13 protein-coding genes are annotated in these 11148 nt (G+C 65.8%); 2 read left to right on the forward strand and 11 right to left on the reverse strand.

The genetic code is table 11. From position 1 onward, the window contains the following. The first annotated feature begins 296 nt into the window (after nt 1–296). The gene (gene rpoH, locus AB1I47_RS29065; protein WP_407935930.1) at nt 297–1226 is read left to right on the forward strand and encodes an RNA polymerase sigma factor RpoH; all 930 of its coding nucleotides are present in this window, start codon (nt 297–299) and stop codon (nt 1224–1226) included. A 111-nt stretch (nt 1227–1337) separates the two neighbouring features. Here the strand turns inward: rpoH and AB1I47_RS29070 are convergent, their stop codons facing one another. From AB1I47_RS29070 to AB1I47_RS29090, 5 genes are all read right to left on the reverse strand, one after another. Beyond that, complete coding sequence (locus AB1I47_RS29070; protein WP_354687148.1) at nt 1338–1958, reverse strand: SCO family protein; 621 nt, start codon at nt 1956–1958, stop codon at nt 1338–1340. Between the two features lie 138 nt (nt 1959–2096). Then, complete coding sequence (gene cyoE, locus AB1I47_RS29075) at nt 2097–3041, reverse strand: heme o synthase (RefSeq protein WP_354687149.1); 945 nt, start codon at nt 3039–3041, stop codon at nt 2097–2099. After that, entirely contained in the window at nt 3038–4141 is a 1104-nt protein-coding gene (locus AB1I47_RS29080; protein WP_354687150.1) for a COX15/CtaA family protein, read from the reverse strand. The genes cyoE and AB1I47_RS29080 overlap by 4 nt, the downstream gene beginning before the upstream one ends. Nucleotides 4142–4151: 10 nt before the next feature. Next, nucleotides 4152–4808 carry an SCO family protein gene (locus tag AB1I47_RS29085; RefSeq protein WP_354687151.1) on the reverse strand — a complete coding sequence of 219 codons (657 nt, stop codon included), beginning with the start codon at nt 4806–4808 and terminating at the stop codon, nt 4152–4154. Between the two features lie 71 nt (nt 4809–4879). Beyond that, nucleotides 4880–5656: an SURF1 family protein gene (locus tag AB1I47_RS29090; protein ID WP_354687152.1), complete on the reverse strand. Its 777-nt coding sequence runs from the start codon at nt 5654–5656 to the stop codon at nt 4880–4882. A 111-nt stretch (nt 5657–5767) separates the two neighbouring features. Here AB1I47_RS29090 and AB1I47_RS29095 point away from each other — a divergent pair, with 111 nt between their 5' ends. Further along, nucleotides 5768–5977, forward strand: a complete 210-nt coding sequence (locus tag AB1I47_RS29095) for a twin transmembrane helix small protein (protein ID WP_354687153.1) — start codon at nt 5768–5770, stop codon at nt 5975–5977. Nucleotides 5978–6093: 116 nt separating this feature from the next. Here AB1I47_RS29095 and AB1I47_RS29100 read toward each other — a convergent pair whose 3' ends face one another. From AB1I47_RS29100 to coxB, 6 genes are all read right to left on the reverse strand, one after another. Next, nucleotides 6094–6954 carry a cytochrome c oxidase subunit 3 gene (locus AB1I47_RS29100; protein ID WP_354687154.1) on the reverse strand — a complete coding sequence of 287 codons (861 nt, stop codon included), beginning with the start codon at nt 6952–6954 and terminating at the stop codon, nt 6094–6096. A 156-nt stretch (nt 6955–7110) separates the two neighbouring features. After that, nucleotides 7111–7335, reverse strand: a complete 225-nt coding sequence (locus tag AB1I47_RS29105) for a DUF2970 domain-containing protein (RefSeq protein ID WP_354687155.1) — start codon at nt 7333–7335, stop codon at nt 7111–7113. Nucleotides 7336–7372: 37 nt separating this feature from the next. Beyond that, the gene (locus AB1I47_RS29110) at nt 7373–7993 is read right to left on the reverse strand and encodes a cytochrome c oxidase assembly protein (RefSeq protein WP_354687156.1); all 621 of its coding nucleotides are present in this window, start codon (nt 7991–7993) and stop codon (nt 7373–7375) included. A gap of 17 nt (nt 7994–8010) precedes the next feature. Then, on the reverse strand, nt 8011–8142 hold the full coding sequence (locus AB1I47_RS29115) for a cytochrome oxidase small assembly protein (protein WP_354687160.1): 132 nt from the start codon (nt 8140–8142) through the stop codon (nt 8011–8013). 70 nt (nt 8143–8212) lie between these two features. Continuing rightward, entirely contained in the window at nt 8213–9820 is a 1608-nt protein-coding gene (ctaD, locus tag AB1I47_RS29120; RefSeq protein ID WP_354687157.1) for a cytochrome c oxidase subunit I, read from the reverse strand. 38 nt (nt 9821–9858) lie between these two features. Next, nucleotides 9859–11112, reverse strand: coding sequence for a cytochrome c oxidase subunit II (coxB, locus tag AB1I47_RS29125; RefSeq protein ID WP_354687158.1), 1254 nt, complete (start codon nt 11110–11112; stop codon nt 9859–9861). Nucleotides 11113–11148: the final 36 nt, after the last annotated feature.

Genomic DNA, 11148 nt, shown 5'->3' on the forward strand with positions numbered 1-11148 from the left:
CGTCGAGTGTAGCCGCTGGTGCAACAAATCATTCCACCAGCGGGCAGAACCGGGAGCACCGGCCCTGCTCTAACCCTGAGTGCGACCTGCCATGAGTATCCCCGACGGCGCTTGCCATGGATTTAACTATGCCATGAGCCTACGCAATCGAAGGGAACTATCGTGACCATCAGGCCCTCCAATTAGCACTCACCCGGCCTGAGTGCTAAGATGCGTTGCAGTGCCGCCGTCCGATCCCAACGGGACAGGCGCGGCGCACCGGCAACCGAACCGCCGGATGCGAAAGGAGCCATTGAGTGAACGCAGTCTTGTCTGCCGACCAAACCCTGACCCCCAGCCGTCTGCCGACGGCCCCGAAGAATGGGGGTAGCCTGGCGCTGACCTTCCCGGCCACGCTGGGCAATCTCGACAGCTATATCCAGGCTGTCCACCGAATTCCGATGCTGACCGCGGAGGAAGAGCAGCGCCTGGCGCGCGAGCTTCGCGATCACGATTCCGTTGACGCGGCCCGCCGCCTGGTGATGTCCCACCTGCGCCTGGTCGTGTCGATCGCCCGCCAGTACCTGGGCTACGGCCTGCCGCACGCCGACCTGATCCAGGAAGGCAATATCGGCCTGATGAAGGCGGTCAAGCGCTTCGACCCCGACCAGGGCGTGCGCCTGGTGTCGTATGCGATCCACTGGATCAAGGCCGAAATTCACGAGTACGTGCTGAAGAACTGGCGCATGGTCAAGGTGGCGACCACCAAGGCCCAGCGCAAGCTGTTCTTCAACCTGCGCAGCCACAAGCAGGGCTCGCACACGTTCACGCCGGAGCAGGTCGAGGCGGTGGCGCGCGAGCTGAACGTCAAGCCCGAAGAAGTGATGGAGATGGAAACCCGCCTGTCGGGTGGCGACCTGGCGCTGGAAGGCCAGGTCGACGATGGCGAGGAGGAATTCGCCCCCATCGCCTACCTGGCCGACAACCATAACGAGCCCACGCGCGTGATGGAAGCCAAGCGCCAGGACCGCATGCAGGTCGAGGGCCTGGAAGAGGCGCTGGCCAAGCTGGACGAGCGCAGCCGCCGCATCATCGAGGCACGCTGGCTGAACGTCGAGGACGACGGCTCGGGCGGCGCCACGCTGCATGACCTGGCCGCCGAGTTCGGCGTATCGGCCGAGCGCATCCGCCAGATCGAGGCCGCGGCGATGAAGAAGATGAAGGGCGCGCTGCAGGCCTTCGCCTGATCACGCAGCCTCGCCGCAAGCAAAAGGCCGGTCCATTGGACCGGCCTTTTTGTTTGGCTGCGGGGCTGCGGCAAGCTGACACAGCTGCGGCGTTATGCCGCACCCGTCAGGTCACGACAGCAGCTGTTTCAGGTCGTGGGCGATCGGTTCGGGGCCCTGGCCGTGGCGGATGAACAGGCGCAGGCGGCCGTTGGGATCGAACACATAGCTGCCGGCGGAGTGATCCACCGTGTAGTTGTTGGGCGACGAACCCGGCACCTTGGCGTAGAACACCTTGAAGTCCTTGGCCACCTTCTGCAGCGCGGCCTCGTCGGCCGGGCGCAGGCCCACGAAGCGCGGATCGAACGCCGGTACGTACTGCGCCAGCAGCGCCTGCGTGTCGCGCTCGGGGTCCACCGTCACGAACAGCACCTGCACGCGGTCGGCATCGGGCCCCATCTTCTCCATCACCGCCTTGAGTTCGGCCATGGTGGTCGGGCACACGTCCGGGCAGTGGGTGTAGCCGAAGAACATCACCACCGCCTTGCCCTTGTAGTCGGCAATGTGGCGCACCTTGCCGGTATGGTCGGTCAACGCGAAATCCTTGCCGAAGTCCGCGGCGCCGCTGATATCGACATTGCGGAACGATGCCTTCTGCTGCCCGCAGGCGGCCACCGCCAGCGCTAACGCGGCCAGCAGGGAGAAGCGTCGAAGGGCACTGAGAAGGCCGGAGGCGGGGCTAAGGCGAGGCATGCGGCGGGAACAGGGTCAGGGGATTGCGGGGAAACGGATCGCCGCATGCGCGGCGGGCATCACGCAGTATCGCCCATCGCACCGTCAGCGGGCGCCGGCCGCGACAAGATGACGCAGCCGGCCCAGTCAGGCGATGGCTCAGACCTGCGGCACGAACTTGAAGTAATGGTCGACCAGCAGCGCCGCGAACAGCAGCGACAGGTACAGGATCGAAAAGCGGAAAGTGCGCTGCGCCAGCTCGTCCGAATAGTTGCGGTACATCTTCCAGGCGTAGCCCAGGAAGCCGGCGCCCAGCGCCAGCGCGGCCGCCAGGTAGATGTAGCCGCTCATGCCGTAGACAAAGGGCAGCAGCGTCGCCGCGATCATGATCAGCGTGTACAGCAGGATATGCAGCAGCGTGTAGCGCTCGCCGTGCGTGACCGGCAGCATCGGCAGGCCGGACTTGGCGTAGTCGGCGCGGCGGTACAGCGCCAGCGCCCAGAAGTGCGGCGGGGTCCAGGTGAAGATGATCAGCACCAGGAACCAGGCCTCGGCCGGCACTTCGCCGGCCACGGCAGCCCAGCCCAGCGCCGGCGGCATCGCGCCGGACAGCCCGCCGATCACGATGTTCTGCGGCGTGGCGGGCTTGAGCAGGATGGTGTAGACCACCGCGTAGCCAAGGAACGTGGCGAAGGTCAGCCACATGGTCAGGTCGTTGGCGAACTCGTGCAGCAGCCACATGCCGGCACCGCCCAGGATGGCCGAGAACGTCAGCGTCTGGGGCGTGGTGATCTCGCCGGTGGCCGACGGGCGCCAGGCGGTGCGGCGCATCAGCGCGTCGATCTTCTGCTCGACCAGGCAATTGATGGCGAACGCGGCGCCGGCCAGCAGCCAGATGCCCGCGGCGCCGCCGATCAGCACGCGCCACGGCACCATGCCGGGCGTGGCCAGGAACATGCCGATGATGGCGCAGAACACTGCCAGCTGCGTCACACGCGGCTTGGTCAGGGCGGCATATTGGCGGGCAAGGTGCCGGATCCGGCTCAGCTTGCCCAGCGAATGGGGGTGTGTAGCGGTAACCACGGAAGGGGTCTTCTCTTTCATGTGGCGCGGGCGGCGTTCGGCACGGCAGCGGGGGCGCCGGCGGCCCGGGTCGCGAGGGCTATATTGTAGTGGAGGCGGACCAACAGCAGCAGCAGCACCGCCGCCCCGCCGTTGTGCGCGACCGCTGCCACCAGGGGCCAGTCGAGCATGATATTGGATAGTCCGGTGGCCAGTTGCAGCGCCAGCACGGCCAGCAGCCACCCGGCGGCGCGGTCCAGCCCTTCGAGCCGGCGCGCGCGCAGCCCGAACCACGCCAGGTAGCCCAGCACGACAAAGGCAAAGCCGCGGTGCACCCAGTGGATGGCTACCAGCGCCGCATGCGGGATGTATGCACCGTCGGCGGTCATGCCAAGCGGTCGCCACAGCGTGAAGCCGTGGGCAAAGTCCATCTCGGGCACCAGTTGCCCGTTGCACAGCGGGAAATCCGTGCAGGCCAGCACCGCGTAGTTGGTGCTGACCCAGCCGCCCAGGAAGATCTGGATCACCAGCAGCAGCAGCCCGATGCGCACCGGCCAGCGCAGCCGCGCCGCCTGCGGCGCGACGAGGTGCGGGGGGTCGCTGCGCGAGCCCAGCCAGATCAGCGCCGCCAGCAGGCCCATGCCCAGCATCAGGTGCGTGACCACGATGATCGGCTGCAGCTTCATGGTCACGGTAAAGGCGCCGAATGCGCCCTGCACGCACACCAGCAGCAGCACGCCGGTGGCGAACCACGGCGACTGTTTCAGCTCGCGCCGCTTGACCCACGCCAGCACCATCAGCGCGATGATCAGCACGCCCACCGCCATGGCGAAATAGCGGTGGATCATCTCGATCCACGCCTTCACCAGCGTCACCGGTCCGCTTGGCAGCGCCGTTTCGGCGGCGCGGATCGGCTCCAGCGCCGCATGCGGGTTGGAGTGGCCGTAGCAGCCAGGCCAGTCCGGGCAGCCCAGGCCGGAGTCAGTCAGCCGCGTGAAGCTGCCGAACATGATCAGGTCCAGTGTCAGGAACGCGGTGATCCAGACCAGCTTGCGATATTTGTTACGATCGCCCTTGACCAGCACGTAGCACAGGGGCAGCAGCGCGATCAGGATGCCGATGATGGCCAGTTGCAGCAGCATGCCGTCCCCCTCAGCCGATCCGCGAAACCTTGAGCAGCTTCTTCAGGTCGCCGCTCATCTTCTTGGGATCCGGGTCCTGCGGGAAGCGCATCATCAGGTTGCCGAGCGGATCGACCAGGAAGATGGTGTCCTCGGCGCGCTTGCCCGGCTCGGCGGGGAGCCATTGCTGCGCGGCCTGGCGGTCGATGCGCAGAAAGCGCACGCCGGCGTAGGGCTCGTTGTAGGCGGCGGTCAGGCGCTGGTCGATCGCGCCCTCGTCGGTGATCAGCCACACCGGCACGATGCGCTCGCGGTCCTGCCCCTGGCCAGCGCGGATCTGGCGGATGGTGAAGAGCTTCTTCGCGCAGGCCTCATCGCAGGCGGACGGATCCGACGTCACCAGCAGCCATTTGCCGCGGAACTGCTCCAGCGGCACGGCCTGCCCGCGCTCGTCGGTGACCCGCACCGGCGGCATCGGCCGCTGCGGGTCGACCAGCGCGCCGTAGTTGGTGGCGCCGCCGCGTGGCTTGATCACGTAATAGGTGAAGTAGGAGGCAATCACCGGCGACGCGCACACCAGCAGCAGCAGCAGCATCTGCAGGCGGCCGCGGCGCGTGCGCGCGTCGATGCGGGAATCCGGCGGCGAAGCCGTGACGGCGGGGGCCGGGGCGGAGTCGTGCTGTGCCATGGGTACGTCTGTCCTTTGTTTCGGCAAGCGCACGCGCCCCGGAGGGAGCGCGTGCGGCCGGTTCATTCGTTTCAGGGTGCGGCCGTGCCTGCCGCCGGCCGGCGCGCGCGGCGCCAGCCCAATACGATCACCAGCACCACCGTCAGCGCGGCCAGCCCGAACCACTGGAACGCGTAGCCGTAGTGCCGGTCGGCGCCAAGGTCTGCCGGCGCCCAGTCGCGCGCCAGGCCATCGCCGGTGTCGTTACGCTGCTCGACCACCAGCGGGTGCAGCGCCAGCCCGGTTTCGGCGGCATACGCGGCGATTTCCACGTTCTGGCGGATCTTGCTGCCGGCTTCCGCGCTGGCTGCCTGGCCAAGGCTGTAGACCCGCGGCACGGCCGCCAGTGCCGTGCCCTCGATGGTGATTTCGCCAGCGGGCGTCGGGAACGGCGCAATCCGGCTACGGTCCTGCGCATCGCGCGGCAGCCAGCCACGCAGCACCAGCACTGCCTGCATGACACCGGCATCACCCGCGGGCGCGGTGATCTGCAGCGGCGTCAGCACCAGGAAGCCGGCGCGGCTGTCGCCGCCATTGCCGTGGGGGCGATTATCCAGCAATACGGTGCGGGCCGTGTCGAAGCGCCCGGTCACGCGTATGGTGCGGTCGGTCGCGGGCTGCGCCAGCGGTGCGGTGCCCAGCACTACCGGCGGCTGCGCCGCCAGCGCCTGCAGCCGCGCGGCGCGCACTTCCTTCTCATGCGCGCGGTTGAGCTGCCAGTTGCCCAGCGCGCAGGTCACCGCGATCACCACCAGCGCCGCAGCCAGCGGCAACGGGGGCACAGCGCTGAAGAGACGGCGCAGGTTCATCGGCAGGCCGCGCTGTGCGGCGATGCGAACGAGACGACTGCCCGGCTGGTGCGATAATGGGCCTGTCCAATACCGAGACCGCGGCACGATCCGCAGCCAACCTGCCCCGCCATGCGCTTTGTCATCATTGTCGCCTTCATCCTGATCATTGCCAGCCTGGCCTCCGCCCTGTTCTTCATGATGCGCGACCGCGGCAAGACGCCCAACATGATGCGCTCGCTGATGCTGCGCGTGGGCTTCTCGGTGGCGCTGTTCCTGTTCATCCTGTTCTCGCACTGGATGGGCTGGATCCACAGCACCGGCATCCGCATGACGCCCTGAAACACCGGGGCCGCAAAAGACAAACGCCGCAGGCTGGCCGGCCTCCTGCGGCGTTTCTCTTTTGCGTCCGCGCCGGCGGCCCCGGGTGACGGGACGCGCCGGCGGGCAGGTGCAGCTTACAGCCAGTACACCACCACGTAGAGCAACAGCCACACCACGTCAACGAAGTGCCAGTACCAGGCGGCGCCTTCGAACGCGAAGTGGTTCTCCGGCGTGAAATGGCCCTTGAGCACGCGGCCCAGCACCACCGCCAGCATGATCGCGCCCATGGTCACATGGAAGCCGTGGAAGCCGGTCAGCAGGAAGAAGGTCGAACCGTAGATGCCCGAGGTCAGCTTCAGGTTCAGGTCCGAGTAGGCGTGCATGTACTCATACACCTGCAGGCACATGAAGATCGCGCCCAGCAGGATGGTCAGCACCATGCCCTGGATCAGCTGGCTGCGCTTGCCGGCCAGCAGCGCGTGGTGCGCCCAGGTCAGCGTCACGCCCGACATCAGCAGCAGCGCGGTGTTGATGGTCGGGATCGGCCACGGGCCCATGGTCTGGAACGATTCCACCACGCCGGCCGGCCCCACGTTGGGCCACACCGCGGCAAAGTCTGGCCACAGGATCTTGTTGTTCAGGTCGCCCAGCCACGGCATGGCGATGGCGCGGGCGTAGAACAGCGCGCCGAAGAAGGCGCCGAAGAACATCACTTCGGAGAAGATAAACCAGCCCATCGACCAGCGGAACGACAAGTCGATGTTCTTGCCGTACAGGCCGCCCTCGGACTCGGTGATGGCGTCGCCGAACCAGCTCTTGAGCACGAACAGGAACCACAGCAGGCCGACGCCGCACACATACGGCGCCCAGGGCTGCCCGTTTACCCAACCGGCGGCGCCCGCGCCCGCCAGCAGCAGGCCGAAGCTTGCCGTGATCGGGTGGCGCGACGGGCCCGGTACGAAGTAGTACGGAGCGTTTGCGCGATTCGCACTCATTCTTTTATCTCCAGCTCAGAGTCTTTGATTCGGTATTCGTTATCCGCGCTTTGGCGCTGCGGGCCACCCGCCTCCTCTGGGCCGGCCCCGCCGCTGCGGCTGTTTTGTTCTGCGACTGCCTGCGACTGCTTTCTTGTCTACCTTTCCTGCCTGCTACTACCCTGCCGCCTGGCTCACCACCATGCGCACGATGACGACCAGCACCGCGATGAAGATGGCCGCGGCGATCACGCCGGCGACGACGACATGCACCGGGTTCAGCCGCGCCATGTCGCGCTCGTGCTCCGCGCCCTTGCGCAGCCCGATGAACGACCACAGCACCGCGCGCATGGTCTGCCCGAACGACATCTTGCGCTTGACCGCGTCCTTCATCTTTTCCATCGCCCGTCCTCTGCAAACGCGCCATGCACTGGCCGCGTCAGATGCCCTTGCCCGCCGGGACCTGCGGCGGCGGCGCCAACTGGCCTTCGGGCGCCTGCGCCACCGGCGTGCCCACCTCGAAGAAGGTGTACGACAGCGTAATGTTCTTCACATCCTTGGGCAGCGCGGGATCGATCACGAACACCACCGGCATCTCGCGCGCCTCTTTCGCCTTGAGCGTCTGCTGCTTGAAGCAGAAGCACTCCAGCTTCATGAAATACTGGGTCGCCTGCTTGGGTGCGTAGCTCGGGATCGCCTGCGCCGAGATATCGCGCGGCTGCCCGTTGGCCACCTCATAGACGATCGTCGCCATCTCGCCCGGGTGCACTTCCATGCTGTTCTTCACCGGACGGAACGCGAACGGCCCGCGCGCATTGGAATCGAACTCCACCGTGATGGTGCGGCTTTTGTCGACCTGCGTGTTCTTCACCGCGCCATGCAGTTCGCGCGTGGTGATCACGTTGATGCCGGTGATCTCGCAGATCTTCTTGTACAGCGGCACCAGCGCATAGCCGAAGCCGAACATCACGGCCACGATCACGACCAGCCGCAGCATCATGCCGCGGTTGAACCGCCGCTCCGATTCCCTGGCTTCACTGCCCTGCTGGTCGATGCCCATTTCGCTACCCTGCCGCTTCAGCCGAAGAACATCATCTTGGCGAAGAACCCCAAAAAGAAAACCACCACGATCGACAGCAGGATCAGGCCAAGGCGCCGGTTGGCGGCTTTCTGGTCCGGGTGTGATGGGTTTTTGTCTGGAGCCTGCATCATTTCCTTAACTGCCGGCGCGGAAGGCGGACTTCGCCGCCTCCCGCTGCCTGATTACGCTGGCGCCGCGTCAGCGGACCTGCGGGGGCACTTCAAAGGTGTGGAACGGCGCCGGCGACGGCACGGTCCATTCCAGGCCCTCGGCACCTTCCCACGGCTTGTCCGCGGCCTTCTCGCCGCCACGGTACGACGGCAGCACCACGAAGAAGAAGAAATACACCTGCATCAGGCCGAAGCCCAGGGCACCGATCGACGCGATCGCGTTGAAGTCCGCGAACTGGGTCGGGTAGTCGGCATAGCGGCGCGGCATGCCGGCCAGGCCCAGGAAGTGCATCGGGAAGAAGGTTACGTTGAAGAAGATCATCGAACCCCAGAAGTGGATCTGGCCGCGGGTTTCGTTGTACATGAAACCGCTCCACTTCGGACCCCAGTAGTAGAAGCCCGCGAACAGCGCGAACAGCGAGCCGGCCACCAGCACATAGTGGAAGTGCGCCACGATGAAGTAGGTGTCCTGCAGCTGGATGTCGACCGGGGCCACGGCCGGCATCAGGCCGGTGAAGCCGCCGATGGTGAACACGAAGATAAAGCCGATCGCGAACAGCATCGGGGTCTCGAAGGTCATCGAGCCGCGCCACATGGTGGCGATCCAGTTGAAGATCTTCACGGCCGTCGGCACCGCGATCAGCATGGTCGCGTACATGAAGAACAGCTGGCCGGTCACCGGCATGCCGGTCGTGAACATGTGGTGAGCCCACACGATAAACGACAGGATGGCGATCGAGGCGGTCGCGTACACCATCGAGCTGTAGCCGAACAGGCGCTTGCGCGAGAACGCGGGCACCACCTGCGAAACGATCCCGAACGCCGGCAGGATCATGATGTAGACCTCGGGGTGGCCGAAGAACCAGAAGATATGCTGGTACATCACCGGGTCGCCGCCGCCTGCGGCGGAGAAGAAGCTCGTGCCGAAGTGGCGGTCGGTCAGCACCATGGTGATGGCGCCGGCCAGCACGGGCATCACGGCGATCAGCAGGTAGGCGGTGATCAGCCACGTCCAGCAGAACATCGGCATCTTCATCAGCGTCATGCCGGGGGCGCGCATGTTGAGGATGGTCACGATGATGTTGATCGAGCCCATGATCGACGACGCGCCCATGATGTGCATGGCGAAGATGGCCATGTCCATGCCCGGGCCCATCTGCACCGACAGCGGCGCGTACAGGGTCCAGCCGGCGGCGGTGGCGCCGCCCGGGGCGAGGAACGAACCTGCCAGCAGCAGCGCGGCGGGCGGCAGCAGCCAGAAGCTGAAGTTGTTCATGCGCGCGAACGCCATGTCGGACGCGCCGACCTGCAGCGGGATCATCCAGTTGGCGAAGCCGACGAAGGCCGGCATGATCGCGCCGAACACCATCACCAGGCCGTGCATGGTGGTGAACTGGTTGAACAGCTCGGGGCGGAAGAACTGCAGGCCCGGCTCGAACAGCTCCAGGCGGATCAGCAGCGCCAGCACGCCGCCGGACAGCAGCATGATGAACGAGAACAGCAGGTACAGCGTGCCGATGTCCTTGTGGTTGGTGGCGAACAGCCAGCGGCGCCAGCCATGCGGGTGTTCATGCGCGTGGTCGTCATGCGCATGATCGTGCGGATGGGCGAGCGCGTCCGGGGTAGCAGTACTCATCGCAAATGCTCCTCTAATCCTGTTCTGTCTTCAGCGGGTCAGCCCGCGACGCGGTTGCCCGCGAGGCTGGCCTGCTTGTCGGCTGGCTTGGCTTCGGCCTTGGGAGCCTCGCCGCCTGCCGCGCCGCCGCCTTCAGGGAACTTGCCCGCACGGGCACCCACGAAGTCGCTCGGCTGGATCACTTCGCCCGTCTTGTTGCTCCAGGCGTTGCGCGTATAGGTCGTGACCGCGGCCAGCTCGGTATCCGAAAGCTGCTTCCACGACGGCATGCCGCCCTTGCCTTCCAGCAGGATGTGCATCTGGGCGGCCTTGGGGCCGTTGACCAGCTTGGAGCCGTCCAGCGCCGGGAACGCGCCGCCGCCCTTGCCGTTGGGCTGGTGGCAGACCGCGCAGTTGGCGGCGTAGACCTTCTCGCCGCGCACCTTGGATTCGTCCATCGTCCAGGTCTTGTTGGGATCGTCGGCCTTGGCCATCAATTCCTTCTTCTTGCCGTCGACCCACTTGGTGTACTCGGCGTCGGAGACCACGCGCACCACGATCGGCATGAAGGCGTGTTCCTTGCCGCACAGCTCGGCGCACTGGCCGCGGTACACGCCGGTCTTCTCGGCCTTGAACCAGGTGTCGCGCACAAAGCCGGGGATCGCATCCTGCTTGACGCCGAAGGCCGGGACCATCCAGGCGTGGATCACGTCGTTGGCGGTGGTGACGATGCGGATCTTCTTGTTGACCGGCACAACCAGTTCGTTGTCCACCTCCATCAGGTAGGTATTGGACTTGGGCTGCTCGTTGTTGATCTGCTCGCGCGGGGTGGTCAGGGTCGACACGAAGGAAATGCCCTCGCCTTCGCCCTTCAGGTAGTCATAGCCCCACTTCCACTGGTAGCCGGTGGCCTTGATGGTGATGTCGGAATTGGTGGTGTCCTTCATCGCCACCACGGTCTTGGTGGCCGGCAAGGCCATCGCGATCACGATCAGGAACGGGACGATGGTCCAGACCACTTCGACCGTAATGCTCTCGTGGAAGGAAGCCGGCTTGGAGCCCTTGGCCTTGCGGTGCGTGAAGATGGAATAGAACATCACGGCGAACACCGCGACGAAGATCACCGTGCAGATGATCAGCATCATCCAGTTCAGCCAGTGAATCTGTTCGGCGATCTTGGTAACGGGCTCGGTCAGGTTGAGCTGGCGCACGGCGGGGCCGCCCGGCATGTCGCTGACCGCGGACGCCGCCTGGCTGGCAAGCAGGGACGCACCTGCCAGACAAACTGCGGATGCCTTCTTCCACATTTTCATTTGTTATCTACCCAATTTACAGATTCAGATCTGTCC

It is taken from the genome of Cupriavidus necator, from assembly GCF_040578825.1.
Classification (GTDB): Bacteria; Pseudomonadota; Gammaproteobacteria; order Burkholderiales; family Burkholderiaceae; genus Cupriavidus; species Cupriavidus necator_E.

Coding starts and splice junctions, on each gene's coding strand:
- AB1I47_RS29070 (WP_354687148.1), bottom strand. CDS start 1,958: ATGCCTCGCCTTAGCCCCGCCTCCGGCCTTCTCAGTGCCCTTCGACGC.
- cyoE (WP_354687149.1), bottom strand. CDS start 3,041: ATGAAAGAGAAGACCCCTTCCGTGGTTACCGCTACACACCCCCATTCG.
- AB1I47_RS29080 (WP_354687150.1), bottom strand. CDS start 4,141: ATGCTGCTGCAACTGGCCATCATCGGCATCCTGATCGCGCTGCTGCCC.
- AB1I47_RS29085 (WP_354687151.1), bottom strand. CDS start 4,808: ATGGCACAGCACGACTCCGCCCCGGCCCCCGCCGTCACGGCTTCGCCG.
- AB1I47_RS29090 (WP_354687152.1), bottom strand. CDS start 5,656: ATGAACCTGCGCCGTCTCTTCAGCGCTGTGCCCCCGTTGCCGCTGGCT.
- AB1I47_RS29095 (WP_354687153.1), top strand. CDS start 5,768: ATGCGCTTTGTCATCATTGTCGCCTTCATCCTGATCATTGCCAGCCTG.
- AB1I47_RS29100 (WP_354687154.1), bottom strand. CDS start 6,954: ATGAGTGCGAATCGCGCAAACGCTCCGTACTACTTCGTACCGGGCCCG.
- AB1I47_RS29105 (WP_354687155.1), bottom strand. CDS start 7,335: ATGGAAAAGATGAAGGACGCGGTCAAGCGCAAGATGTCGTTCGGGCAG.
- AB1I47_RS29110 (WP_354687156.1), bottom strand. CDS start 7,993: ATGGGCATCGACCAGCAGGGCAGTGAAGCCAGGGAATCGGAGCGGCGG.
- AB1I47_RS29115 (WP_354687160.1), bottom strand. CDS start 8,142: ATGCAGGCTCCAGACAAAAACCCATCACACCCGGACCAGAAAGCCGCC.
- ctaD (WP_354687157.1), bottom strand. CDS start 9,820: ATGAGTACTGCTACCCCGGACGCGCTCGCCCATCCGCACGATCATGCG.
- coxB (WP_354687158.1), bottom strand. CDS start 11,112: ATGAAAATGTGGAAGAAGGCATCCGCAGTTTGTCTGGCAGGTGCGTCC.